Consider the following 25,170-nt stretch of genomic DNA (forward strand, 5'->3'; position numbering starts at 1 on the left):
CTCAACGCTCTTTCACGAACAGCGCGGTAACCATGCCGAGCACGCTCACGGCGATGACGTAGTAAGCCGGCGCCAGCGGATTGTTCTTCAACAGCAGCGCGACCACGACCGGCGTCAGGCCGCCGAAAATGGCGTACGCCAGGTTATACGAGAACGACAGGCCGGAGAACCGCACCTGCGCCGGGAACGCCTTGACCAGCACGCGAGGCACGGCGCCCACCACGCCGACGCTGAAGCCCACCAGCGCATACAAGGGCAGCAGCAGATCGGGCCGCGCGTGCAGCGTGGTGTAGAACACATACGTGCTGATCGCCAGCAGCAAGGCGCCGCCGACCAGGGTGGCGCGCGAACCGACGCGGTCGGCCAGCACGCCCGCCACCACGCAGCCTACCGCCAGGCAAAACGTGGCCAGGGTATTGGCCACCAGCGAAGTGTGCGGATCGAAGCCATAGATTTTTTGCAGCAGCGTCGGCGTCATCAGGATCACCACCACGATGCCGGCCGACAGCATCCACGTCAGCAGCATCGACACCGCCACCGCGCCGCGATGGTTGCGCAGCACGGTCTTGAGCGGCATTTCCGCAGCCAGCGCCTTGCGCTGCTGAAGCTCGGCGAACACCGGCGTCTCATGCAGCCAGCGGCGCAGGTACATCGCCCCCAGGCCGAAGATGCCGCCCAGCAGGAACGGCAGGCGCCACGCACCATCGGCCACCTGGTCCGGCGTGAAGGCGGTGTTGATGCCGGTGGCGACCACCGAGCCCAACAGAATGCCGAAGGTCAGGCCGGCCGTCAGCGTGCCGCAGGCATAGCCGATATGGCGCGCCGGCACGTGCTCGGACACAAACACCCACGCGCCCGGCACCTCGCCGCCCACCGCCGCGCCTTGCAGCACGCGCAGCAGCAACAGCAGCAGGGGCGCGGCTAGGCCGATGCTGGCGTAGGTGGGCAGCGCGCCCATCAGCAACGTCGGCACCGCCATCAGCAGGATGGACATGGTGAACATTCTTTTCCGGCCCAGCAGATCGCCGAAGTGGGCCATGATGATGCCGCCCAAAGGACGCACCACATAACCGGCGGCGAAGATGCCGAAGGTTTGCAGCATGCTCAACCATCCCGGCATTGAAGGCGGGAAGAACAGCTTGCCGATCACGCCGGTGAAGAAAACAAAAATAACGAAATCGTAGAACTCCAGGGCGCCGCCCAAGGCGGCCAGCGACAGGGTCTTGTAATCCTGGCGGGTAAGCGGGCGCGCGGGTGTGACGCCTGGGTCCATGCCGGGGCTAGTGGCGATGGCTGCTGCGTTATCTTTTATCTGCATGGTTGTTCTCGCTATTGTTTGCATTTTTATGGACTGCCGGTTCGCGGCAACCATAGAATACGCAATTTTTCCGGCGACGAGTAAACCGGATCGACAAATGCTAGACTGCTGGTCGAAAATCCATCTCCACCTCGAGGACACCTATGCCATCTGCCCGCCCGCTTGCCGCGCTGACCACCTCCGCCCTGATTGCCGCCTTGATGATGGGAGCGCCGCCCGCCATGGCGGCCGTCAAACCGGCGCAGACGCAGCAGGCCGGGCAGCCCCAGAAGCAGCTGGCGAAACTGGCGGCGGCCTTCCACACGGCGCGCTGCAAGTTCGATCCGCTGCTGTTCGCCACCGCCAACGGCGACGGCCGCTACGACGACCAGCTCGGCCTGAGCATCTCGCCCAAGGTGCGCGCGCAGCAGTTCACGCTGTACCGCCAGATGCAGAAGCAGCTGATGGCAGTGCGCCGCGACCAGCTCGGCCTGCAGGACCAGCTGACCTATGACCTGCTGTCCTACGAACTCAACAACGCCATGCAGCTGGAGTCCTTCCCGGAACACCTGCTGCCGCTGAACCAGTTCGACAACGTGCCCAGCACGCTGGCCAACTACGCCGACGGCAACGGCTCGCAGCCGCTGGGCACGGTCAAGCAATACCAGGCCTACCTGAGCCGCCTGAACCAGCTGCCGGCATGGATAGACCAGGCCATCGCCAACATGAAGCTGGGCATACGCAACGGCATCGTGCAGCCGAAGGCAATCACGGTGGCGATGCTGCCGCAGTTCCAGAACCTGCGCAGCGCGACGCCGGAGACCAGCATCTACTACTCGCCGGTGACGCGCTTCCCGGCCGGCTTCTCCGACGCCGACCAGCGCAAACTGACGGCCGCCTACCTGCACACGGTGGACAGCAAGATCGCGCCGGCGCTGAACCGCCTGGTCAGCTTCCTGGAAAATGAATACCTGCCGGCCAGCCGCGCCAGCAGCGGCTGGAGCGCGCTGCCGAACGGCGCCGCCTGGTACGCGGCGCGCATCAAGGACAGCACCAACCTGCCGCTGACACCGGATTCGGTGCACGCGCTGGGCCTGAAGGAAGTGGCACGCATCCAGCAGCAGCTGGCCGCGCTGGGCCCCAAGCTGGGCTACGACGGTCCGGAAAAACAATTGCCGCAATGGGTGAGCGCGCAGGAAAAATTCAAGATCTTCACCACCGACGAACAGGTGCTAGACGCCTACCGCGAGATCTACGCGACCGTGCAAGCCAAGCTGCCGACCTACTTCAGCCTGATCCCAAAGGCCAAGCTGGAGCTGCACCTGGAACCGGAGCTGACGCGCGCCACCGCGTCCGACCACTACACGCCACCGGCGGCCGACGGTTCGCACCCGGGCGTGTTCTGGCCAGTGGTCAACGATCCGAAGAAATACAGCCGGGTCGACATGGTCAGCCTGTTCCTGCACGAAGGCGTGCCCGGCCATCACCTGCACGCGGCCCTGCTGAAGGAACTGGACTTGCCGGACTTCCGCAAATTCAGCACCGAGAATCCGAACAGCGCGGCCTACACCGAAGGCTGGGCGCTGTACTCGGAAACGCTGGGGCGCGAGATGGGTCTGTACGAAGATCCGGTGGCCTACTACGGCCACCTGAACGCGGAAATGCTGCGCGCCGCGCGGCTGGTGGTCGACACCGGCATCCACGCCAAGGGCTGGAGCCGCGAGCAGGCCATCGCCTACCTGGCCGACACGCTGGGCTGGAGCGAAGCGCGCGCCAAGAACCAGATCGAGCGCTACATGGTCTGGCCGGCGCAGGCGCTGAGCTACAAGATCGGCTCGCTGAAGATTCTGGAACTGCGGGCGCGCGCGCAGCAGGCGCTGGGCGACAAGTTCAGCTACCAGAAATTCCACGAAGTCGTGATCGGCGACGGCACGCTGCCGCTGCCCATCCTCGAAGCCCGCGTCGACCACTGGATTGCCGCCAAATAAAATTGGGGTCAAGTCTGACATTCGGACACGGCCTCTTCCGTAACGGCCGTTACGGAAGAGGCCGTGTCCGAATGTCAGACTTGACCCCCACTTGAGGGTTCTGATTGAGGCAATGTTGCAAATGTGCTATTTTGCGACATTGCCATCAGCGAGCATCCCATGGAATTCCTTTTGTTTATCTTCGGCGTCTTCACGCTGAGCGTCGCCTGGCGCGCGCGCACGGAGGCGAAGCAGGCGCGCAAGATCGCCGCGGAATTGCAGCGGGAAGTGGACGCGCTGCGCGCGACGCAAACGGCGATGCAGCGCGCCGCAACGACGCAACCATCACCGCAGACACCGCCGCAAGCGGCACAGCCCGCACGCGCGCCGGCTCCGCCGCCAACCTACGGGCCGGCACCGACCACAATCCTTGTGCCGCGTCCCGCGCAGCCCGCGCCGGTGGTTGCGCCGGCAGCGGCACCGTCGGCAGCAGCGACGGCCGCGCAGCCTCCCGCACAAGCGGCCGCGCCGGCGCCAGTACAGGCGCCCGTCGCCGCAGCACCCGGCCATATTCCCGCCGCCCCCGCGCCGCAACCAGCGCAGCCCGTGCCGCGGCCCGGACCAACACCGCCAGCGCAACGAGCTGAGCCCACGCCACCGCGATGGCTGGTGGCCGCCAAAGCCTGGCTATTCGGCGGCAACCTGGTCGCCAAGCTCGGCCTGCTGATCCTGTTCATCGGCGTCAGCTTCCTGCTCAAGTACACGGCCGCCCGCGTGACGGTGCCGATCGAGTTCCGCCTGGCCGGCATCGTGCTGGCCGACATCGCGCTGCTGGCCTGGGCCTGGCGCATACGCCTCAGCCGCCCCGCCATCAGCCTGCCCGTGCAGGGCGCGGCGCTGGCCGTGCTGATGCTGGTGACCTTCGGCGCGTTCCGCCTGTATCAGCTGATCCCCGGCTCACTGGCCTTCGCGCTGCTGTTCGTGCTGACCGTCTTCACCTGCCTGCTGGCGGTGCTGCAGGACGCCATGTGGCTGGCCATCTTCGGCATCGTCGGCGGCTTTGCCGCGCCCATCCTGGCGTCCACCGGCGGCGGCAGCCACATCGGCCTGTTCTCGTACTACGCGCTGCTCAACGCCGGCGTATTCGCGCTGGCCATGCTGCGCTCGTGGCGTCCGCTGAACCTGCTGGGCTTCGCGTTTACCTTCGCCATCGGCACCGCCTGGGGCGTGCTGCGCTACACGCCGGAAAACTATCTGTCGGTGCAATGCTTCCTGCTGCTGTTCTTTGCCTTCTACGTTTCGATCCCACTGGCGTATGCGCGCCGGCAATCGGTCAAGCTGCAGAACTATGTCGACGGCACGCTGGTGTTCGGTACGCCGATGCTGGGCTTCGGCCTGCAGTTCAGCCTGGTGCGCGGCTTTCCGTTCGGCGTGGCCTACTCGGCGCTGGCGCTGGGGCTGTTCTACATCGGCCTGGCGACCCTGCTGCGCCGGCGCGACAAGGTGGCGCTGCTGGCCGACGCCTTCCTCGCGCTGGGCATCGTGTTCGGCACGCTGGCGATACCGTTCGCGCTTGACGGCCGCTGGACTTCCGCCGCGTGGGCGCTGGAAGGCGCGGGCATCGTCTGGATCGGGCTGCGCCAGAAGCAAACGCTGGCGTGGATGTTCGGCCTGCTGGTGCAGGCCGGCGCGTGGCTGTCGTTCTTCGGCACGGTCAGCGGGCTGTCGGCGGTGCGCGCGATGGAATCCAACCTGTGGCTGGGCTTCCTCCTGCTGTCCATCACCGCCTTCCTGATGGCGACGCGCTTCCGCGCCCAGCAAGACAGCGGCACGAAATTGTTTGCCGCACTGGCGGCGCTGTTCCTCGCGTTCGCATCGGTCTGGCTGATTGCCGGCGCCTGGACCGAAATCTTCCTGCGCACCGACGGCGCCAGCCAGGCCAACCTGCTGGTCGTCAGCGCGCTGGTGGCGGCGGTGACGCTGTACTTCATCGCCCGCAAGATGGCGTGGCCGCTGGCCAGCGGACTGGCCTTGATCGCACAAGCCATCGCTGGCGTGATGCTGGCCGTCCTGGCGCTGACGCAATGGAACTGGATCTCCGCCACACCGGACCTGTTCGACCGGCCGATACTGGGCGCGGCCATGATCTGCGCCGGCGCCCTGTTCAGCAGCTGGGCGCTGATGCGGCACGACGGACAGGAAGCCGGCACCAACAGCTACGGCCTGTCGCGCCTGGCGATGCTGTGGGCCGGCCTGTGGTGGCTGGCCCTGATCCTGCCCGACCTGGCGGGCTGGCTGTCGATCCGCTACCAGATCCTGACGACCGGCGCCTGGACCAGCGACGACATCCTCGGCCCCAGCATCTACGGCATGCTGATCGCCGTCAGCACCGTGGCCATCGTCCTGCTGGCGCGCCGCCTGCAATGGCGCGCCCTGCGCGCGCTGGCGGCGCCGGCCTGGGTCGCACTGGCGGTTGCCAGCGCGAACATGCTGGGCGTCCTGTATATCGACAACCGTCTGCCCGTCGCGTCCGCATGGCTGGCCTACGCCGCGCTGTGGCTGACGGGCGAATGGCTGTTGCGCGCCTGGCCGGCCAGCGGCTGGACGCTGCGCAAGCTGCCGCTGCAACTGCTGCACAGCGTGCGCAGCGGCGGCTTGTGGTTGATGATCTGGCCGGTGGCGGCGATCTGGATCACGCGCTGGCTGCACGGCGCCGACAGCGCCGAGGCACAGCTGTTGGCCGACGCCGGCTGGCAGACCAGCGCCAGCTGGGCGCGCTTCATTCCCGCCTGGCTGATGATGGCCGCGATCGGCTGGCTGATGCAGCGCAGCCGCGCCGGCGGCTGGCCGGTCGCGCCGCTGGCCGCGTGGTACCGGCGGCGCCTGATACCGCTGGCCTGCGGCTGGGCGCTGTTGCTGGTCGCCGTCTGGAACCTGACGCAGGACGGCGCCATGGCGCCACTGCCCTATGTGCCGTTACTAAACCCGCTGGACCTGACGACCTGCTTCGCCATGCTGATGGCCTACGGCTGCTACCGTCTGCTGCGTGACATCGACGGCGACACGCTGCGCCACCAGCTGCTAGCCTCCTGGCCGCCGAACTGGGTGGCGCCGCTGCCGCTGCTGGCTGCGCTGGCTGGCTATGGCTGGCTCAACCTGGCGCTGCTGCGCACCGTCTCGAACTACATGAAAGTGCCGTACGAATTCGACGCCATGTTCGCCTCGCAGTTCGTGCAGGCGATGCTGTCGCTGGTGTGGAGCGTCACGGCGCTGCTGATGATGCGCTACGCCGCCAAACGCGCGCTGCGGGCCGTATGGATAGGCGGCGCGGTGCTGCTGGCCATGGTGGTCGCCAAGCTGTTCCTGGTCGACTTGTCCAACGTGGGCGGCATCGAGCGCATCGTTTCCTTTGTCGGCGTGGGCGCGCTCATGGTCGGCATCGGTTATCTGGCGCCCTACCCTTCGGAAACGGAAAATAAATGAAAACGCTATTGATCGCGGCGGCGGCCGCATCGGCCATCGCATCGGCGGCGGCCAGCGATGCGCCGCAGGACTACACCCACCTGATGCCGCTGACCGCCGGCGCCAGACAAGGCGTGCTGCAACTGCGGCTGCCCAAGGATGCCTACCTGCACGCGCGTTCGCCGCTGCTGGACGACCTGCGGGTGTTCGACGCCAGCGGCGCTCTGCAGCCGTTCGCGCTGCGCACGCCGGCGCCGGCGACGCGCACCAGCCGGCGCGACCTGCCGGCTGCCATCTTCCCGCTGATGAGCACGGCCGCGTCGGCCGGGCAGCTGGATCTGGATGTCAGCACGGCCGCCGACGGACGCCTGCTGTCCGTCAAGGTCCGTCCGAACGATGCGCGCGACAAGGCAGCGCAGCCATCGCACCTGGCGGGGCTGGTGCTCGACCTCGGCAAGGACGCGGCCGCCACGCCGGTCAGCGCGCTGCGCTTCACGCTGCCGTCCGGCCAGCGCGAGTACAGCGCGCAAGTCTGGCTGGAGACCAGCAGCGACATGAAGCACTGGGATACCGTCGGCGCCGCCGAGCTGAGCTGGCTGGTCAACCAGGAGGCGCAGACGTTGTCCAACGACCGGCTGGAGTTCGACGCGCACAGCTTCCGCTATGCCCGGCTGAACTGGCGCAGTGGCACGCCCATCCAGTTTGCCGCCATCACGGCCGAGCAGGTGGTACAGGCGGATGTCGCGCAGCCCGTCGAGCAACTGGTACTGCCAGCGGCGGCTGGCAGGCAGGCGCAAGACCTGGTCTACGCCGTGCCGCCCGCCGTCGCGCCGGGCAAGGCCGGGCTGCAATTCAGCGAGCCGAACATCGTGCTGTCCGGCACGCTGGGCAGCTATCGCGAACTGCCTGCACGGCAGGCGGCAGCAGGTCCGGCCTGGCGTTTCGATCCCCTGATCAGCGCGACCTTCTATCGCATCGCGCAAGACGGGCAGGTGCGCAGTTCCGGCGACATCGAGGTGCCGCCGGTGCACGCGACGCAATGGGTGCTGCGGACCACGGCGCCAACAACGGCAAGGCCCGCTTTGAGATTGAGCTGGCAGCCGGCCACGCTGATCTTCCTCGCCAGCGGCAACGCGCCCTACACGCTGGCGGTCGGCCGCGAGCACGCCACGCCGGTGGTGCGCGAGTTGAACCAGGTCGCCCCCGGCTTCTCCGATGCGGAATTACAGAAACTGGAAACCGTCAGCGCAGGTCCGGCGGTGCAGCAGCAAGGCAGCGGCGCACAGGACGCCAGCGCGGCGCTGACAGCGGCCAACGCCGCCCAACAGCGCCTGGTGGTACTGTGGAGCGTGTTGCTGCTGGGCGTGGCCGTGCTGGCGTTTATGGTTTGGCGCTTGCTGCGCCCATCACGTTCATGACGGCCAGGGTCATCGCCTCGGCAGCGGTCTTGATCGACGGCTCCGGCACCGGCGCGTAATACGGCGAGTGGTTGAAGGCCACCGGCTTGCCGCCCGGCCTGGCCGCTTCGGCCACCACCTTGGGATCGTAGACGCCGGTGAAGAAGAACATGCCCGGCACGCCTTCGTTGACGTAGGCCGAGAAGTCTTCGCTGGCCGTCATCGCCGGCATGCGCGAGACGTTGGCGTCGCCGAAGGCTTTCTTCAACACACCTTCGGTGCGCTTGACCAGCGCGTCGCTGTTGTCGATGGCGGCGCCACCGGCGATCAGGTCGACGTCGGGCGCCGGTGCGTCGGCCATCGCGGCCGAGGCGTTGGCGACGCGGCGCACGCCGGCCAGCAGTTTCGCCCGCACTTCCGGGCTGTAGGAACGTATCGTGCCGCGCACGCGCACCGTGTCGGGGATGATGTTGCCGACCGTGCCGCCGTTGATCGCGCCGATGGTGACGACGCCGAATTCCTTGGGATCTTTTTCGCGGCTGATCACGGTCTGCACATCGACCACGAAGCGGGCGGCGATGGCGATCGGGTCGAGCGCCTTGTCCGGCGCCGAGCCGTGGCCGCCGCGGCCCTTGAAGGTGATCTCGATGGCGTCGGAGTTCGACGACACCGGACCGCTGTTGTAGCCGATAGTGCCGTAGGCCAGCGGCCAGGAGTGGAGCGCGAAGGCGTAGTCAGGTTTCGGGAAGCGCTTGAACAGGCCGTCGTCCAGCATGGCCTTGGCGCCGCTGACGGTTTCCTCGGCCGGCTGGCCGATGAACATCAGCGTGCCCTTCCACTGCGACTTGAGCGCCACCAGCGCGCGCGCCGCACCCAGCCAGGCGGTCATGTGGACGTCGTGGCCGCAGCTGTGGGCCACCATGGTGTCCTTGCCGTCCAACAGCGCGTGGGCCTTGCTGGAATAGGCGTAGCCGGATTTCTCCTCCATCGGCAGGCCGTCCAGCTCGGTACGCACCAGCACCGTCGGACCGGCGCCGTTCTTGTAGATGGCCACCACGCCGGTCTTGCCGACCTTCTCCGTCACCTCGAAGCCGATCGCGCGCATCTCGGCGGCCAGCTTGGCGGCCGTGCGTTCTTCCTGGAAGGCGATTTCGGGATGCGCGTGCAGATCCTTGTAGATCGCGTCGAGCTTGGGATACATGCCGTTGATCTGGCTGGAGACGGCGGAGGCGTCCCGGATCTGGCCTTGGGCGGCCTGGACGATCAATAATGCGGCAAGCGGGAGCAGCTTCATCGGTGGTTTCCTTGGTCTGGGGATAACCGGACCAGCATACCACCGGCGGATCAGGCTGTATGCAACTTCATCGTGGCCGCGTCGAACTTGCCTTCGACGATGAGCGGCATCACCAGCAGCGATTTGTCGATGGCTTGCTCGATCAGCTCCTGGTCTTCGCGGCGCGGACGGTGCAGCACGAAGTCCGCCACCTGCTGCTGCAAGCTGAGCGTGCGCGGGTGGCCGATGCCCAGGCGCAGCCGCCAGTAATCCTGCGTGCCGAGCGCGGCGGTGATGTCCTTCAGGCCGTTGTGGCCGCCCGAGGAGCCGCCCTTCTTCAGGCGCGCGGCGCCCGGCATCAGGTCCAGCTCGTCGTGCACGACCAGCACTTCGTCCGGCTGGATCTTGAAGAAGCGGCACAGCCCGCCCACCGACTGGCCGGAGCGGTTCATATACGTCTGCGGTTCCAGCAGATAGACTTCCTGGCCGGCCACCGAGCCCTTGGCCATCAGCGCGTTGTACTTGGTCTCGCGCTGCAGGCGCGCACCGATGTCATTGGCGAGATTGTCCACCAGCCAGAAACCGGCGTTGTGACGGGTTTGTTCGTATTCGGGGCCGGGATTGCCGAGGCCGACGATGAGACGTATGGACATGAGGTGTTCAGTCAAATAAACGTGATTATCGCGCAAACAAAACCCGCAAGGCGGCCCGAAGGGGTCGGACCCCGCCTGGGGTCCGACCCCGGCATCCGGGTCGCGGGGTCAACGCTCAAGCATAAAAAAAACCCGCCTGGCGCAGGCCGGCGGGCTTTCCCTTCAACCGCCCGAAGGCGGCGTCAGTGATTACTTCTTGGCCTTGGCGGCTGGCTTGGCATCGGCAGCTGGGGCTTCAGCGGTAGCAGCGGCTTCAGCAGCAACGTGACCAGCTGGTACCGAAGCGGTAGCGATGGTCAGGTTCGAGCCGTGGGTCACTGCGGTCACGCCAGCTGGCAGAACCAGGTCAGCGATGTGCAGCGAGTGGCCGACGTCGATGTTCGACAGGTCAACGGTGATGAACTCTGGCAGGTCTTTTGGCAGGCACGAAACTTCGATTTCGTTGGCAACGTGGCTGATGGTGGCGCCGTGCAGTTTGACTGCTGGGGACACGTCAGCGTTAGCGAAGTGCAGAGCCACTTTCATGTGCACTTTTTTCGTAGCATCAACGCGCTGGAAGTCAGCGTGCAGAACCAGTTGCTTGTATGCGTGGACTTGGAAGTCGCGCAGCAGCACTTGCTGGGTCTTGCCGTCGATTTCCAGATCCAGGATCGACGAGTGGAAGGCTTCTTTTTTCAGCGCGTGGTACAGCGCGTTGTGGTCCAGCGAGATGGTCACTGGCGCTTCGGTACCGCCGTAGATGATGCCTGGGGTTTGGCCCGAATTGCGCAGGCGGCGGCTCGCTCCGGAACCTTGCAATTCGCGTTTGAATGCAACAACTTTCATGTGTAACTCCAAAAATAACAGGGCTCGCGCCCCGTGTTATGAAGCCCCCGCGACCAGGGTGCTTCGAAAATGAGCTGACTGCGCTCATGAAACCGGGAAGTACAACGGCGCGACAAGCATCTTTCGCTTGTCGCGCCGTTAAAACTGACTAAATCGTTTATCTCAGTCGATAAACAGGGAGATCACGGAATCGCCCTTGATGATGCGTTTGAACGTTTCTGCCAGCAGCGGTGCGCAGGTCAGCTGACGGATCTTGCCGCAAGCCTTGGCCGCGTCGGACAGCGGTATCGTGTCGGTCACGACCAGCTCGTCCAGCGACGAATTGGTGATGCGTTCGATTGCCGGGCCGGACAGCACTGGGTGCGTGCAATACGCGATGACTTTCTTCGCGCCGCGCTCTTTCAGCACTTCGGCAGCCTTGACCAGGGTACCTGCGGTGTCGACCATGTCATCCATGATCACGCAGTTGCGGCCTTCAACTTCACCGATGATGTTCATCACTTCCGACACGTTGGCCTTCGGACGACGCTTGTCGATGATGGCCAGGTCGCAGCCCAGGCGTTTTGCCAGGGCGCGCGCACGTACCACACCGCCGACGTCCGGCGATACCACCAGCAGATCCTGGTAGTTCTTCTTCTGCAGGTCGCCCAGCAGAATTGGCGAAGCGTAAATATTGTCAACCGGGATATCGAAGAAGCCCTGGATCTGGTCTGCGTGCAGATCCATGATCAGGACGCGCTCGACGCCCGCTTCTTCCAGCATGTTGGCGACCACTTTGGCCGAGATCGCAACACGCGCCGAACGCGGACGGCGGTCTTGACGGGCATAGCCGAAGTAAGGAATGGCTGCGGTGATACGGCCAGCGGACGCGCGTTTCAGGGCGTCGACCATCAGGATCAACTCCATCAGGCTGTCGTTGGTTGGAGCACAAGTCGATTGCAGAACGAAGACGTCTTTACCGCGGACGTTTTCGTTAATCTCAACCATCACTTCGCCGTCCGAGAATTTCGAAACGTTTGCCTTGCCGAGAGGGATGCCGAGATTTTTAGCGACTCCTTCTGCCAATGCAGGATTAGCGTTGCCGGTAAAAACCATCAGGTTTTCGAAAGCCATTGGGAGTCCCAGAGATAGTCGATGAAAATTTTTGAAAAGTCGCCAGCGGAAGCCGCGTGACGCTGTACTTAGAACTTAGTGAATGGTTCGCGCTGGGGCGATGCCATCTTTGCTCTATCTGGCCGGAGACAGCTTGCGCCTCGACGGGTCCAGATACAAACGAATGGCAGGGGAACAAGGATTCGAACCTTGGTATGCTGGAATCAAAATCCAGTGCCTTAACCAGCTTGGCGATTCCCCTACGCAACTGACTGCTTGTCGTTACATGGCCGGTATTTTACAGCCATTTTCACGCTAAGCCAAATTTTTTTACCGCCTCACAACTTTTCGATGATTGGGTGGCGATCCAGCGCTTTTGCTTTCCAGGCCTTCCACTTCGCCGGCACTTTTGCAAGTACCGCATCCGCTTCTGCCTCGGTTGCTACCGCACTGAACACACAAGCACCGGAGCCAGTCATCCTGGCATCACCGTAAGCGCTGAGCCATTCTATCGCCTCTGCCACCGGCGGGAATAACTTCGTTGCCACTTGCTGCAAGTCGTTCTTTCCAAACCCTTTTAAACCGATTCGATTTTCGAGGTAGCTGGAAAAGTCCGTTATTATGACGACCGGAGTATCCCTTGTCAAATGTTCTGAGCAAAAAATTGCAGCGGTGGGTACCGCGACGCCCGGTTCGATGACGACATACCAACAATCCGGCGCTTTAACCGGCTGCATGGCCTCCCCTACGCCTTCGGCAAAGGCGGTCTGGCCGAAGATAAAAAAGGGGATGTCCGCGCCCAGCGGCAGGCCCAGCGCCATCAACTCTTCCTTGCTTAGACCGGCCTGCCACAAATGGTTCAATGCCATCAGCGTGGTGGCCGCGTCGGACGAGCCGCCCCCCAGGCCGCCGCCCATGGGCAGGATCTTGTCGATGGCGATGTCCACGCCGCGCGGCAGCGCGCCAGTGCGGCGCAGCACCTCGGCCTGCAGCAGCCGCGCGGCGCGGATGATCAGGTCGCTCTCTTCCGGCACGCCGGGCAGGTCGGTCACGCGGCGGATCTGATGGTCGTCGCGCAGTTCGAAATGCAGCGTGTCGCCGTGGTCGATCAGCTGGAATACGGTCTGCAGCAAATGGTAGCCGTCGGCGCGGCGGCCGTTCACGTGCAGGAAAAGGTTGAGCTTGGCCGGAGCCGGGCAATTCTTCAGAGAGTTCATGGTGCTGTTTATTCCGTGCCAGGACGGATGGCGATGCGTATCGTCAGCTCATCCACCTGCCCTGCGCCCAGACGCGTGAGGTCGATGCGTTTCGGTTGCGGCACGGCGGCCTTGTCGTCTTGCCACGTGGCGTATTCGACTTTCCAGCCGTCGCGCGTGACCACCGTGTCGTTGGCCGGCGAGGCAACGAAGCGCTTGCCGCTGGCGTCGGTGGCGTAGCCTTGCAGCCATTCGCGCAGGCCGGACACCGGCAGCGTCCAGCCCAGCATTTGCGTGGTCAGGCTGTCGAGGTCGGGCGCGGTGCGCGGCTCCTTGCCGCTTTGCTTCAACGTGGCCAAACCCGGCTCGACGCTGATGATGGCGAGGATCTGGCGGGTAGGCGAGATCAGGGTGACTTCGGTGGCGGCCTTGGTCTGATGCCAGGTGAAACTGAGGGTCGCCGATTCGCGCTTGCCGTCCTTGATGTAGTTGATGGCGATGCCGCCGCCCAGTTCGATGCTGTCGCGGTAAGGCGCGACCACGGCGGCCGAACGCGGTGCGGAGGTGGTGGCGCAGCCGGCCAGCACGGAAGCCGCCAGCGCGGCGGCCAGCATGGCGGCTGGCGCGCGGCGGCGGAGGTTGAATAAGGTCATCAGGTATCGCTTACAGGCTTTGGTTCAAACGGGCGAGCGTGCTTTTCAGCGCGTCGTTTTTCGGATCTTTGGTTTGCGCTTCCTGCCACATCTGCTGGGCGCCGGTCTTGTCGCCCTTGACGAACAACACCTCGCCCAGGTGCACCGCGATTTCAGGATCGCCGCGCAAGGCATAGGCGCGGCGCAGCAAGGTTTCCGCTTCGTTCAGGTTGCCCATGCGGTACTGCACCCAGCCCATGCTGTCCATGATGAAGGGATCGCCCGGCGCCATCTTCATGGCCTTGTCGATCAGCGAGTACGCTTCCGGCAGGCGCTCGTTGCGCTCGGCCAGCGAGTAGCCCAGCGCGTTGTAGGCGTGCTGGTTGTCGGGCGCGGCGATCATCACCTGGCGCAGCGCCTTTTCCATCAGCTCCACCTGGCCCAGCTTCTCGGCGATCAGCGCGAAGTCGTACAGCAGGTCGGGATTGTCCGGATAGCGCTTGACGGCGTTTTCCAGCACCGCGTAGGCGGCACGGTTGTCGCCGGCGTCGCGCAGGATCTGCGCGTCGGCCTGGAAGACCTGCGCCTGGTCGACGGCCTCGGTCGGCTTCAGCTCGGCCAGCTGCTTGCGGGCCTCGTCGATATTGCCTTTGCGGGCCGTCAGCTGCGCCATCTTCATGCGCGCGGCCAGGTAGATTTTTTCATCGGCGCCGTCGACCTTGTCCAGCCAGTTGTAGGCGGCGTCGAAGTCGTTGCGCTGCTCGGCGATCTGCGACAGTATCATCAGCACCTTGGACGGGTCGCGCTCGTCGCTCGGATGATCGGCCAGGACCTTGACGAAGTCGGTGAAGTATTTTTCCGCGTTCGGGATGTCATTGGACTGCATCGCCATCACGCCCAGCGCGTACAGCGTGGCCATATTGTCCGGCTGGTCTTTCAGCAGGATCAGGAACTGCTTGCGCGCAGCGTCGGTCTGCTTGGCGTCGGCCAGGATGCGGGCGTAGGCGGCGCGCACTTCACGCGATTTCGGATACTGGTCCAGGAAGGTCGACAGCACCTTCAGCGCGCCGTCGATGTCGCCGGCCACTTGCGCCGTGGTCAGGATGGCCAGCTCGGAATCGGGCTTGATGCGCAGCGCCTGTTCGGCCTCGCTGCGGGCGCGGTCGTTGTCGCCCAGCGCGAAGGCGCCCTGGGCCAGGATCAGATGGCTTTCCAGCTGGCCGCCGTAGGGCGCCAGCACGCGGTCTTCCAGCGCGAAGGCGGCGGCCTTGTCCTTGGCGCGCAGCAGGAATTGCTGCATCTGGAACATGGCCAGCGGACGCGTCTGCACCGGCGCGGCCTTCAGGCGTGCGACAAAGATCTGCTCCGCCTCGCTCAGGTCGTCGTTGACGACGGCGAAGCCGAGGAAGTACTGGATGGCCTCGTCCGAGTCCGGCGCCAGGCCGCGCCACAACCGGATGGCCGACAGCGCTTCCGGGCCCTGCTTGGCGGTCAGCGCCATTTCGGCGGCGCGGCGCGCCAGGCGCGGATCGCGCGTCTGCTGCGCCAGCGCCAGCATGGTGATGTAGGCGCCCTGCCACTGTCCCTGCTTGAATTCCAGCTCGGCCTTGGTGATGCGGAACAGCATGTCGCCGGTCAGCTCGACGTTGGGCAACGCTTCCCCGGCCGGCGCCGCCGCCATGGCGACCGGCTCAGGGCTCTCCGCAGCCACATCGGCAGGCGCCGCGGCGGTGGACTCGGCCTCTTTTTGCGGCGCAACAGCGCACGCGGACAGCAAGGCAAAGAGGGTTACAATGGCGAAAGCGTTTTTCAAGGGAAGATCCTGGCAAGTCGGAAAAAGGTACAGATGCTATCGGATTTTACGCTCAACACAGCGATTGCGTCTTTTGACTAGTGTAACCAAATATTCCGCCGCAGCCAGAGTTGGCGCCCCCATTATTTCGACTGTTTGCGAACCAGATGCCAGAATTACCAGAAGTAGAAGTGACCCGGCGCGGCGTCGCGCCGCATATCGAGGGCCGCACCGTGCATCAGGTGGTGCTGCGCCGCGAAGGCTTGCGCTGGCCGTTCCCGGCGCAGCTGCCGCAGCTGCTGGCCGGCCACCAGGTGCTGCGCACCGGCCGCCGCGGCAAATACCTGCTGGTGCATTTCGACCATGGCACGCTGATCATCCACCTCGGCATGTCGGGCCACCTGCGCATCATGCCATCCGATATCGAACCGGAAAAACATGATCATTTTGATCTCGTGGTCGAAACCCCGGACGGCCTGCGCGTGCTGCGCATGAAGGACCCGCGCCGCTTCGGCGCTGTACTGTGGCACGACGCCGCCGACGGCTTGCTGGAGCACCACGTGCTGCTGCGCGAACTGGGCGTGGAGCCGCTCGAAGCGGGCTTCACCGGCAAATTGCTGTACGATCAAACCCGGCAGCGCAGCGCGCCCGTCAAGCAGGTGCTGCTGGCGGGCGATATCGTTGTCGGCGTTGGCAATATTTATGCGTCGGAAAGCTTGTTCCGCGCCGGCATCAACCCGAAGACGCCGGCCAAGCGCATCAGCCTGGCGCGCTACGAGAAGCTGGCGCAGGCCGTGCGCGAAATCCTGGCCGAAGCCATCGTCCAGGGCGGCAGCACGCTGCGCGATTTTATTAGCGTCAACGGACAATCGGGGTATTTCCAGCAGACCTATTTCGTCTATGATCGTGCAGGCGTACCCTGCAAGGTGTGCGCGGCGCCGATACGACAGATCAAGCAGGGACAGCGGTCCACGTTCTACTGCGTGAATTGCCAAAAATAAGGGCAGACATGATGGTCAGGGATTTCGAGCAATACAGCGCGTGGCGGCAAGGCGTCGTCACCGCGTTGAAAAATTATCAATCGTGGGTGGCTGAGGCGTCCCTGACCGACGCCGCCACCGACCAGCGCATCGTGCGCACGCTGGCGCGGCTGGCCGACGATAAATTGTCGGTGGCCTTTGTCGCCGAATTCTCGCGCGGCAAATCGGAGCTGATCAACGCCATTTTCTTTGCCGACTACGGCCAGCGCATCCTGCCGTCCGCCGCCGGCCGCACCACCATGTGCCCGACCGAACTGATGTACGACGCCAGCTTCGCGCCGTCGATCCGGCTGCTGCCCATCGAGACGCGGGCCGAGAACCTGTCCACCAGCGACTACCGCGACCAGCCCGCCGCCTGGACCGTGCTGCCGCTGAACCTGGACGCGGGCGCCGACATGCACGAGGTCTTCAAGCAGGTCAGCATGACGCGCCATGTGCCGGTGGAGGAAGCCAAACGCTACGGCCTGTATGACGAGGACGATCCCGACATGCCGGTCACGCTGGACGAGGCCGGCATGGTCGAGATTTCGCTGTGGCGCCACGCGATCATCAACTTCCCGCATCCGCTGCTGAAGCAAGGCCTGGTAATTCTCGACACGCCGGGCCTGAACGCCATCGGCACCGAGCCGGAGCTGACGCTGAACCTGATCCCGAACGCGCACGCGGTGCTGTTTATCCTGGCGGCCGACACCGGCGTGACCAAGAGCGATATCGAAGTCTGGCGCAACCACATCGGCGCCGGCGCCGGCCGGCTGGTGGTGCTCAACAAGATCGACAGCATGTGGGACGAGCTGCGCAGCGAGGCCGAGATCAACGTCGAGATCGAGCGCCAGCAAGCCAACGTGGCGCACGTGCTGGCGCTGGAGCCGCGCCAGGTGTTTCCGGTGTCGGCGCAGAAGGCGCTGGTGGCCAAGATCACGCAGGACCAGGCGCTGCTGGAGCGCAGCCGCCTGCAGACGCTGGAAGGCGCGCTGTTCAACGAGCTGATCCCGGCCAAGAAGGAAATCGTGCGCAAGCAGCTGAGCGAGGAACTGCAGGCGCTGAGCACGGCGCAACTGGGGATGGTGAACGCGCGCAGCCGCGGCATCGTCGAGCAGCTGCACGAGTTGAAGAGCCTGCGCGGCAAGAACCAGAGCGTGGTCGCCCACATGATGCGCCGCATCGACGTGGAGAAGAAGGAGTTCGACGCCAGCCTGTTCAAGCTGCAGGCCACGCGCGCCGTGTTCACGCGCTTGTCCACCGAGCTGTACACGTGCATGGGCATGGACATCGTGCGCGACGATATCGAACTGGTACGCCAGGAGATGCAGCGCAGCCGCTTCTTCACCGGCGTGCGCGAAGCGGTGCGCAATTACTTCGAACGCATCCGCGCCAGCCTCGACGCGGCCGAGCACAAGACGGTGGAGATCAGCGAGATGATGGGCGTGATGTACCGCCGCTTCTCCAGCGAGCACGGTCTGACCCTGGCGCTGCCGATGCCGTTCTCGCTGGAGCATTACCGCGAGGAGATCGCGTCCATCGAGGCGATCTACTACAAGCAGTTCGGCACGGCGACCTTGCTGACCACCAGCCGCGTGGTGTTGATGGAGAAGTTCTTCGACACCATCGCCTCGCGCGTGCGCGGCTGCTTCCGCGCCGCCAACAACGACGCGGAGGCGTGGCTGAAGGTGATCATGGCGCCGCTGGAGGCGCAGATCCGTCAGCATAAGGATCAGTTGAAACACCGGCTGGCGTCGATCCAGCGCATCCACGATGCGACCGACAGCCTGGAACAGAAAATCGACGCGTTCGAAGGCAGCCAGCAGGAGCTGGAAGAGCAGAAGGCGCGGCTGAATGAACTGGCGGGCCAGATCAGCATCGCCATCAACGCGGAATTCGTGGCGCTGGACGCCGCCGCTTAAAGCATAGGAACAGAATGAAGGTTGTAGCAGGTGAGAATTTTGCAGATCCCAGTTTCTCGGCCGATCTGATCGGCTGGCAGAAAGTACATGGACGCCATGTGCTGCCGTGGCAGAACACGCGCGATGCGTATCTGATCTGGCTGTCGGAAATCATGTTGCAGCAGACGCAGGTGTCGGCGGTGCTGGGCTACTACGCGCGCTTCCTGGAGCGCTTCCCTACCCTGCGCGATTTGGCCGCGGCGCCGGTCGAGGATGTGATGGCGCAGTGGAGCGGCCTGGGCTACTACACGCGGGCGCGCAACCTGCACAAGTGCGCGCAACGCGTGGTGGCGGAGTATGACGGCGTGTTCCCTTCCGATCCCTTGCTGCTGGCGGACCTACCCGGCATAGGCCGCTCGACGGCGGCGGCGATCTCGGCGTTTTCCAGCGGCACGCGGGCGGCCATCATGGACGGCAACGTCAAGCGCGTGTTCGCGCGCGTGTTCGGCATCGACAGCTATCCCGGCGAGCGCAAGACCGAGGAGGCGATGTGGCGTCGTGCTGAGGCGCTGCTGCCGGAGCAAGGCATCGAATCGTACACGCAGGGCTTGATGGACATGGGCGCGACGCTGTGCACGCGCAGCAGTCCTGCGTGCGAACGGTGCCCGATGCAGCCGCGCTGCGTGGCCTATGCCACCAACCGCACCAAGGATCTGCCGGTGCGCAAGCCGAAGAAGGCCAGCCCGGAAAAGCACGCGGTGATGCTGGCGATTATCGACGGCGGCCAGGTGCTGCTGGAACAGCGTCCGCCAAGCGGAATATGGGGCGGTTTGTTATCGCTGCCCGAGCTGAATGGCCATCTGCTGGCCGAGGACGATGAGGTGGAGGCAGCCGATGACGATGCGCTGATGCTGGCGGTCGGCAAATTCGGCGAGATGGAATCGCACGAGCGGCTATCGACGGTGACGCATGTGTTCACGCACTACAAGCTGCACATCGCGCCCTACCGCGTGACTTTGGCGAGGCGGCTGGCGATGGCTGCCGAGTCCGGCCACGTCTGGTACGACACCGCCAAAATCCCCGACGCCCCGCTACCCGCGCCGATCAAGAAACTGCTATTGGAGTTGGTAGGCGACAGCAAAGCCGCGCAGCAAAGGATGTTCTAAGGCCAGAGTTTAACGGCCGCCACCACCACGCCGGAAGTCGTAATGACGGTGGCGATCAGCCATCGCACCAGGCGCAGTCCCAGTTCGGCCAACTGCAACCTCAGCGACGCTATGTCCGCGCTTTGTTTGCAGTCCAGGGCGGCGATGTCGCCGCTGATCTTGGCTTCCGACACGCCAATTCGCGCGCTGAGCTTGTAGTCGAGCGCGGCAAGGTCTTCTTTGGTCACGTAATTGGCCTGGATGATGGCAACTCGTGCATCCAGCTTGGCCAAGTCTTCCTTCGTGGCATACTGCGAACGCGCAGCCGCGCCTTCCGCCACGAGCGAAGCGACCTCAACCTCCACAGAGGTCAATCGCCGATCCAGTTGGGTGATTTGCTCGTCCATCGAGCGATCATGCGCCGATCACCGTTGTTGCTCAAGACCGCACGATTGAGCCGTCTCAAAGCTCCTCAAGCGAGAACAGCCGGCGGTGTTCGCGAATGGCGTAGCGGTCGGTCATGCCGGCGATGTAGTCGGCGATCTTGCGCGCCTGCTTGCCGACGTCGCCCGATAGCTCCTGGTAGTCCGGCGGCAGCAGCACCGGCTCGGCCATGAAGGCCTGGTACAGCTCGCGCACGATGCGGCTGGCCTTCACCCGCATGCGGTTGACCTTGTAGTGACGGTAGAGATTCTCGCGCAGGAAGCGCTTGAGCTCGGTCGCGTCCTTGCGCATCGGATCGGAAAAGCGGATCAGCGGCGGCGCGGCCCGCACCTCGTCCAGACTCTTGGGCGCGGCGTCGGCCAGCAAGGCGCTGGAGGTGACGATCAGGTCGTCGGCCAGCGCGGTGATCAGGCGGCGCAAGGTCTCGTAGATCGCGCGCCGGCCCGACAGGCCCGGGAACGTCACCTGCACATCGCGCCACAGCCGCGCAAAGAAGTCCACCTGCTCCAGCTGCTCAATGGTGATCAGGCCGGAACGCAGGCCGTCGTCGATATCGTGGCTGTTGTAGGCGATCTCGTCGGCGAGGTTGGTCAGCTGCGCCTCCAGCGACGGCTGGGTGCGGTCGATGAAGCGCTGCGCCACCGGCCCCAGCAGGCGCGCATTGTTCAGCGAGCAGTGCTTGAGGATGCCTTCGCGGGTTTCGAACATCAGGTTCAGGCCGTTGTAGGCGCCGTAGTGTTCTTCCAGCTCGTCGACCACACGCAGGCTTTGCAGGTTGTGCTCGAAGCCGCCGTGGTCCTTCATGCATTCGTTGAGCACGTCCTGGCCGACGTGGCCGAACGGCGTGTGGCCCAGGTCGTGCGCCAGCGAGATGGCTTCCACCAGGTCCTCGTTCAGGCGCAGGTTGCGCGCCAGCGAACGGCCGACCTGCGCCACCTCCAGGCTGTGCGTCAGCCGGGTGCGGAACAGGTCGCCCTCGTGGTTAAGGAACACCTGGGTCTTGTATTCCAGCCGGCGGAAGGCCGAGGAATGGATGATGCGGTCGCGGTCGCGCTGGAACTGGCTGCGCGAGGCGTGCGCCGTCTCTTCAAAGCGGCGCCCCACCCCGCCCGCCGAATGGGCCGCGTACGGGGCAAGGAATTCGTCGGGCAGCATGGCGGCCTCCGCTTAAACGCAGGCCGCCAGCGTGGCCAGCAGCAGCTCCCGGGGCGCGTTGGTGATGCTTGGCGCGCCCAGCGGTTTGATCAGGATGAACTTGATGGCGCCGCCCTCGTTCTTCTTGTCCACTTCCATCAGCTCCAGCCAGCGCTCGACGCCCAGGTCGGGCGCCTTGACCGGCAGGCCGGCCGCCGTCACCAGCGCGCGCATGCGCGCCACGGTGGCCTCGTCGACCAGGCCCATGCGGTGCGACAGGTCGGCCGCCATCACCATGCCGCAGCCGACGGCCTCGCCGTGCAGCCATTCGCCGTAGCCCAGGCCGTTCTCGATGGCGTGGCCGAAGGTGTGGCCGAAATTCAGGATGGCGCGCAGGCCGCCTTCGCGTTCGTCCTGGCGCACCACGTCGGCCTTGATCTCGCACGAACGGGCGATGGCGTAGGCCAGCGCGCCCTTGTCGCGCGCCATCAGCTTGCCGATGTTGGCCTCGATCCAGTCAAAGAAGGCGGCGTCGATGATGGCGCCGTGCTTGATCACCTCGGCCAGGCCGGCCGACAGCTCGCGCGCCGGCAGGGTTTCCAGGGTCGAGGTGTCGGCGATCACCGCGCGCGGCTGGTGGAAGGCGCCTATCATGTTCTTGCCCAGCGGGTGGTTGATGCCGGTCTTGCCGCCCACCGAGGAATCGACCTGCGACAGCAAGGTGGTCGGCACCTGGATGAAGTCGACGCCGCGCATATAGCTGGCGGCCGCGTAGCCGGTCAGGTCGCCGATGACGCCGCCGCCCAGGGCGACCAGCGTGGTCTTGCGGTCGGCCTTGGCGGCCAGCAGCGCGTCGAAGATCAGCATCAGGCTGGACCAGTTCTTGTGCTCCTCGCCGTCCGGCAGCACGATGGTCGTGACCTGCTTGCCGGCCTGGCGCAAGCCGGCCTCGACGCGCTCCAGGTACAGCGGCGCGATGGTGGTGTTGGTGACGACGGCGACCTTGTCGCCGTGCACGTGACGGGCCAGCAGCGCGCTGTCTTGCAGCAGCGCCGGGCCGATCGAGATGGGATAGCTGCGCTCGCCCAGCTCGACGTTTAACAGGATGGTGGATTCTTCGTTCATCGTTGGTTCGGCTTGTGTGACGCAGTTGGGCGAGGCTTCGCAAGCCCGGGTCTCCAGCTGGGTCAGGATGGATTGAACCATCGATTGTACGTTAGGTCGGCCGGTATCGATGATGATATCGGCAATTTCCATGTACAAAGGATCACGCACCGCCATCAATTCCTCGAGCTTTTTGCGCGGATCGGCGGTTTGCAGCAGCGGCCGGTTCTTGTCGTGCGCGGTGCGCTGCAGGATGCTGTTGACGGTGGCGCGCAGGTAGATCACGGTGCCGCGCGACTTCAGGTAGGCGCGGTTGTCCGGGTTCAGGATGGCGCCGCCGCCGGTGGCCAGCACCAGCTCGGGCTGGGCGGTCAGCTCGCGGATCACGTCCGCCTCCCGCCGGCGGAAGCTCTGTTCGCCCTCAATTTCAAAAATCCACGGGATCGAGGCGCCGGTACGGGCCTCGATCTCGTGGTCGGAATCGATGAAACGCAAACCCAGCTTGCGGGCCAGGATGCGGCCGATGGTGGTTTTTCCTGCCCCCATCAGGCCGACTAGAAACACATTAGGCATGAACGTTATTTAGAGTTGCTACACGAGGTTGAGGTGCCGTACGGGCTGGTGACACCCGGTGGCTGCACTGTTTTCGTCGCGTAATCGAGCCCGGCGCCCGGCAAGTGTACCAGAGCCGTGTAGGAAGACTCGGTGCCGTTTGCCTGGCCGCGCACCGTCAGGTTCAGATCGAGCCAATAGGCGTTGTCCTTGGCGTAGGTCAGCGAGACCAGGGCCTGGCCCTTGGCGTCGGTGGTGACGTTGGTCGTGACGGTGACGGGGATGCCCGGGGTGAGCGCGTTGTCGCCGTTGACATCCTCGCCGGCGTCCAGGATGCCGTTGCCATTGAGATCCTCGTTGGCGCAGCCCAGGTGGGTGGCCGGCTGCCATGGGCCCTGCGGCTCAGGGAAGTACATGGCGCCCTTGAAGTAGCTCAACGGCAGCACCGACGCGGTCAGCTTCACGCCCGGCACCGCGTTGCCGGCGGCGTCGGTCACCAGGATGGAGTAGTCGAGCTGGTACAGCGTGGTGGTGTTGGGCGGAATGATCACGGTATTGCCCGTGCCGGCGCTGATGAACAGCGATTTCTGCGCTACCGTCAGGCTGGCGATGGCGCTGGCCCTGGAACCGCCCACCAGCTTGGCCTGCACCTGCACGCCATTGAGCGCGGACGGGTTGCTGCCGGCCACGAAGCTGACGGTGGCCGCGCCATCGGCGCCGGTGGTCACCACGTTGGGCTGGGTCAGGGTGCCGCCGCTCGGATCGGCCACGATGGTGAAGGCCACGGTGGCGTTCTTGACCACGTTGTTGAGCGCGGTGCCGTCACGCACCACGGCGCGCAGTGTGGTCTGCTGGGACGTGATACCGAGCGGGTTGACGCCGATCACGGCCGGATCGGCCTGCACCGAGATGGTGGCGACATCGGTCAGCGGCGCGACAAACTCCAGGTCGGTCTGGGTGTTGAGCAGGCCGGAGGTGGCCGTCAGCGTGGCCACGCCAGGGCCGCTGGCGTTGACATAGGCGGTGGCGGCGCCGCCACTCAATGGCAGCGATCCGCCGAGCTTGGTGGTGCATTTGGAATCGCTGTACACATCGCCGCGCGAGGTGTTGATCGTGACGTTGCCATCCGGGCCGCCGGTCACGGCGACCTGCTGGCAGCCACCGATGTCGGCCACGGTTTCCACCTTGCCGCTGAGGTCGAGCACCTTGATCGCGAAGGTCGAGGAATTGATGACGATGCCGACCGTGGCCATTTCGCCGCCGGCGCGCACGGTGATCTGGTCGGCCGTGCCGCCGGACGCCGCGTAGGTCAGCACCAGCTGGCCGGCCGAATTGGTGATGGCCGCGCCGCCGCCCTTGACGGTCAGCGAGTTGGAGTTGGAGCCAAAGGTCACGGCTTTGCCGCTCAGGCCGTTGCCGGCCGAATCGACCAGCTTGAGGGTGACGTCGGCGCTGGAGCCGACATTGATGGTCGGCTGGGCGTTGATGGTCAGCTTGTTGCCGGCCACGTTGACCACGGTGGTCACTGGCGTCGCGCCCGGCGCGCTGGCGGTGACCTTGATCTCGCGCGAGGTGGGATCGCCGCCGGTGCCGAGCTTCTCGGTCACCACGCCCAGGGAGTTGGAGACCCGGTTGGTCACCGACAGGGTGCCCGAGTTGGCCTTGAGGTCGACCGTCACGCCGGCCATCGCGGCGTTGTTGGAGTCGCGCACCAGCACGATCACATCGACTTCATTGCCGGGCGTGCCGACCGAGGCCAGCGTGCCGGACGAGGTGGTCAACGTCAGGCTGGGCACGGCGCTGACCACGTCGATCTTGATCTCGCCGGACTTGACCGCGCCGCCGTTGGCGCTGGCGGTGATGGTGATGGTGCGGGGAGTGGAGTCGCCCTTGACGCTGAGCTTTTCCACCACCTGGCCGGAGTTGCTGGTGATGCGGTTGGTGCTGCTGATGGTGCCGGAGCTGGCGGTGAAGTTGACCGTCTCACCCTGCAGCGCATTGCCGCCGGCGTCCTTGACGATGGCCGTCAGCGTCACCTCGGTGCCGTCCAGGCCGGACGAGGCGATGGTGTTCGCGCTGGCGGTCAGCACCACGCTGGCCGCCTTGGACGGCGTCACGCCGTTGCCGTTGGCGCCGGCCGAACCGCCGCCGCCGCCACAGGCGGACAAGACACTGGCGCATGCCAGCAGGGCCAGCCATCCGGTGATTTTTTTCATGATGCGAATTCCTCAGTGTTCGTAAAATGGAGCGTGATGCGTGAGCTTGATGCGTGAGCTTGCGTTGCC

Annotated in this window: 18 protein-coding genes and 1 tRNA gene; 6 read left to right on the top strand and 13 right to left on the bottom strand. The window is 64.9% G+C overall.

All coding sequences use genetic code 11. The annotated features are described in order from the left end of the window. Position 1: 1 nt before the first annotated feature. Complete coding sequence (locus tag ACEN9O_RS06405; protein WP_495618432.1) at positions 2–1,273, bottom strand: MFS transporter; 1,272 nt, start codon at positions 1,271–1,273, stop codon at positions 2–4. A gap of 188 nt (positions 1,274–1,461) precedes the next feature. Here ACEN9O_RS06405 and ACEN9O_RS06410 point away from each other — a divergent pair, with 188 nt between their 5' ends. The 3 genes from ACEN9O_RS06410 to ACEN9O_RS06420 all read left to right on the top strand — a co-directional run bounded on the left by ACEN9O_RS06410 (position 1,462) and on the right by ACEN9O_RS06420 (position 8,144). Continuing rightward, positions 1,462–3,285, top strand: a complete 1,824-nt coding sequence (locus ACEN9O_RS06410) for a DUF885 domain-containing protein (protein WP_495616790.1) — start codon at positions 1,462–1,464, stop codon at positions 3,283–3,285. A gap of 159 nt (positions 3,286–3,444) precedes the next feature. Beyond that, positions 3,445–6,747, top strand: a complete 3,303-nt coding sequence (locus ACEN9O_RS06415; protein ID WP_495616791.1) for a DUF2339 domain-containing protein — start codon at positions 3,445–3,447, stop codon at positions 6,745–6,747. Continuing rightward, complete coding sequence (locus ACEN9O_RS06420; RefSeq protein ID WP_495616792.1) at positions 6,744–8,144, top strand: DUF3999 family protein; 1,401 nt, start codon at positions 6,744–6,746, stop codon at positions 8,142–8,144. Before ACEN9O_RS06415 ends, ACEN9O_RS06420 begins: the two co-directional genes overlap by 4 nt. Here the strand turns inward: ACEN9O_RS06420 and ACEN9O_RS06425 are convergent. The 8 genes from ACEN9O_RS06425 to ACEN9O_RS06460 all read right to left on the bottom strand — a co-directional run bounded on the left by ACEN9O_RS06425 (position 8,107) and on the right by ACEN9O_RS06460 (position 15,607). Beyond that, a complete protein-coding gene (locus tag ACEN9O_RS06425) occupies positions 8,107–9,417 on the bottom strand; it encodes an amidohydrolase (RefSeq protein WP_495616793.1) in 1,311 nt (436 codons plus the stop codon). The genes ACEN9O_RS06420 and ACEN9O_RS06425 overlap by 38 nt on opposite strands. 50 nt (positions 9,418–9,467) lie before the next feature. Then, positions 9,468–10,049: an aminoacyl-tRNA hydrolase gene (gene pth, locus ACEN9O_RS06430; RefSeq protein ID WP_495616794.1), complete on the bottom strand. Its 582-nt coding sequence runs from the start codon at positions 10,047–10,049 to the stop codon at positions 9,468–9,470. Between the two features lie 189 nt (positions 10,050–10,238). Beyond that, positions 10,239–10,874, bottom strand: a complete 636-nt coding sequence (locus ACEN9O_RS06435; protein ID WP_495616795.1) for a 50S ribosomal protein L25/general stress protein Ctc — start codon at positions 10,872–10,874, stop codon at positions 10,239–10,241. Positions 10,875–11,036: 162 nt separating this feature from the next. After that, positions 11,037–11,987, bottom strand: coding sequence for a ribose-phosphate pyrophosphokinase (locus ACEN9O_RS06440; RefSeq protein WP_026334886.1), 951 nt, complete (start codon positions 11,985–11,987; stop codon positions 11,037–11,039). A gap of 164 nt (positions 11,988–12,151) precedes the next feature. Then, a tRNA-Gln gene (locus ACEN9O_RS06445) sits at positions 12,152–12,228 on the bottom strand. A gap of 76 nt (positions 12,229–12,304) precedes the next feature. Next, positions 12,305–13,183 carry a 4-(cytidine 5'-diphospho)-2-C-methyl-D-erythritol kinase gene (gene ispE, locus ACEN9O_RS06450; RefSeq protein WP_495616796.1) on the bottom strand — a complete coding sequence of 293 codons (879 nt, stop codon included), beginning with the start codon at positions 13,181–13,183 and terminating at the stop codon, positions 12,305–12,307. Between the two features lie 8 nt (positions 13,184–13,191). Continuing rightward, positions 13,192–13,815: an outer membrane lipoprotein LolB gene (locus ACEN9O_RS06455; RefSeq protein WP_495616797.1), complete on the bottom strand. Its 624-nt coding sequence runs from the start codon at positions 13,813–13,815 to the stop codon at positions 13,192–13,194. 10 nt (positions 13,816–13,825) lie between these two features. Continuing rightward, on the bottom strand, positions 13,826–15,607 hold the full coding sequence (locus ACEN9O_RS06460; protein WP_495616798.1) for a tetratricopeptide repeat protein: 1,782 nt from the start codon (positions 15,605–15,607) through the stop codon (positions 13,826–13,828). Between the two features lie 146 nt (positions 15,608–15,753). On the opposite strand from ACEN9O_RS06460, the gene mutM reads away from it, so the two are divergent. The 3 genes from mutM to mutY are packed head-to-tail and all read left to right on the top strand — an operon-like array spanning position 15,754 to position 19,672. Continuing rightward, the gene (gene mutM / locus ACEN9O_RS06465; protein ID WP_495616799.1) at positions 15,754–16,587 is read left to right on the top strand and encodes a bifunctional DNA-formamidopyrimidine glycosylase/DNA-(apurinic or apyrimidinic site) lyase; all 834 of its coding nucleotides are present in this window, start codon (positions 15,754–15,756) and stop codon (positions 16,585–16,587) included. 11 nt (positions 16,588–16,598) lie between these two features. Continuing rightward, entirely contained in the window at positions 16,599–18,527 is a 1,929-nt protein-coding gene (locus ACEN9O_RS06470; RefSeq protein ID WP_495618433.1) for a dynamin family protein, read from the top strand. Positions 18,528–18,541: 14 nt separating this feature from the next. Then, entirely contained in the window at positions 18,542–19,672 is a 1,131-nt protein-coding gene (mutY, locus tag ACEN9O_RS06475; protein ID WP_495616800.1) for an A/G-specific adenine glycosylase, read from the top strand. On the opposite strand, the gene ACEN9O_RS06480 is transcribed toward mutY, so the two are convergent. Genes ACEN9O_RS06480 through ACEN9O_RS06495 form a run of 4 tightly spaced genes read right to left on the bottom strand, consistent with a single transcriptional unit; the run spans position 19,669 to position 25,101 of the window. Beyond that, positions 19,669–20,058 carry a hypothetical protein gene (locus ACEN9O_RS06480; RefSeq protein ID WP_495616801.1) on the bottom strand — a complete coding sequence of 130 codons (390 nt, stop codon included), beginning with the start codon at positions 20,056–20,058 and terminating at the stop codon, positions 19,669–19,671. The genes mutY and ACEN9O_RS06480 overlap by 4 nt on opposite strands. A gap of 55 nt (positions 20,059–20,113) precedes the next feature. After that, positions 20,114–21,250 carry a deoxyguanosinetriphosphate triphosphohydrolase gene (locus tag ACEN9O_RS06485; RefSeq protein WP_495616802.1) on the bottom strand — a complete coding sequence of 379 codons (1,137 nt, stop codon included), beginning with the start codon at positions 21,248–21,250 and terminating at the stop codon, positions 20,114–20,116. A 12-nt stretch (positions 21,251–21,262) separates the two neighbouring features. Further along, positions 21,263–22,906 carry a bifunctional shikimate kinase/3-dehydroquinate synthase AroKB gene (gene aroKB, locus ACEN9O_RS06490; protein WP_495616803.1) on the bottom strand — a complete coding sequence of 548 codons (1,644 nt, stop codon included), beginning with the start codon at positions 22,904–22,906 and terminating at the stop codon, positions 21,263–21,265. A 5-nt stretch (positions 22,907–22,911) separates the two neighbouring features. After that, positions 22,912–25,101, bottom strand: a complete 2,190-nt coding sequence (locus ACEN9O_RS06495; protein ID WP_495616804.1) for a beta strand repeat-containing protein — start codon at positions 25,099–25,101, stop codon at positions 22,912–22,914. Positions 25,102–25,170 lie beyond the last annotated feature (69 nt).

Source organism: Duganella sp. Dugasp78 (assembly GCF_059491455.1).

Bases quoted from the DNA above. Each gene is read 5' to 3' on its own strand.
- ACEN9O_RS06480 (WP_495616801.1), bottom strand. From the start codon at position 20,058: ATGGACGAGCAAATCACCCAACTGGATCGGCGATTGACCTCTGTGGAG.
- ACEN9O_RS06425 (WP_495616793.1), bottom strand. From the start codon at position 9,417: ATGAAGCTGCTCCCGCTTGCCGCATTATTGATCGTCCAGGCCGCCCAA.
- ispE (WP_495616796.1), bottom strand. From the start codon at position 13,183: ATGAACTCTCTGAAGAATTGCCCGGCTCCGGCCAAGCTCAACCTTTTC.
- ACEN9O_RS06405 (WP_495618432.1), bottom strand. From the start codon at position 1,273: ATGGACCCAGGCGTCACACCCGCGCGCCCGCTTACCCGCCAGGATTAC.
- ACEN9O_RS06435 (WP_495616795.1), bottom strand. From the start codon at position 10,874: ATGAAAGTTGTTGCATTCAAACGCGAATTGCAAGGTTCCGGAGCGAGC.
- ACEN9O_RS06495 (WP_495616804.1), bottom strand. From the start codon at position 25,101: ATGAAAAAAATCACCGGATGGCTGGCCCTGCTGGCATGCGCCAGTGTC.
- ACEN9O_RS06440 (WP_026334886.1), bottom strand. From the start codon at position 11,987: ATGGCTTTCGAAAACCTGATGGTTTTTACCGGCAACGCTAATCCTGCA.
- ACEN9O_RS06410 (WP_495616790.1), top strand. From the start codon at position 1,462: ATGCCATCTGCCCGCCCGCTTGCCGCGCTGACCACCTCCGCCCTGATT.
- pth (WP_495616794.1), bottom strand. From the start codon at position 10,049: ATGTCCATACGTCTCATCGTCGGCCTCGGCAATCCCGGCCCCGAATAC.
- ACEN9O_RS06420 (WP_495616792.1), top strand. From the start codon at position 6,744: ATGAAAACGCTATTGATCGCGGCGGCGGCCGCATCGGCCATCGCATCG.
- ACEN9O_RS06455 (WP_495616797.1), bottom strand. From the start codon at position 13,815: ATGACCTTATTCAACCTCCGCCGCCGCGCGCCAGCCGCCATGCTGGCC.
- ACEN9O_RS06470 (WP_495618433.1), top strand. From the start codon at position 16,599: ATGGTCAGGGATTTCGAGCAATACAGCGCGTGGCGGCAAGGCGTCGTC.
- mutM (WP_495616799.1), top strand. From the start codon at position 15,754: ATGCCAGAATTACCAGAAGTAGAAGTGACCCGGCGCGGCGTCGCGCCG.
- ACEN9O_RS06485 (WP_495616802.1), bottom strand. From the start codon at position 21,250: ATGCTGCCCGACGAATTCCTTGCCCCGTACGCGGCCCATTCGGCGGGC.
- aroKB (WP_495616803.1), bottom strand. From the start codon at position 22,906: ATGCCTAATGTGTTTCTAGTCGGCCTGATGGGGGCAGGAAAAACCACC.
- ACEN9O_RS06415 (WP_495616791.1), top strand. From the start codon at position 3,445: ATGGAATTCCTTTTGTTTATCTTCGGCGTCTTCACGCTGAGCGTCGCC.
- mutY (WP_495616800.1), top strand. From the start codon at position 18,542: ATGAAGGTTGTAGCAGGTGAGAATTTTGCAGATCCCAGTTTCTCGGCC.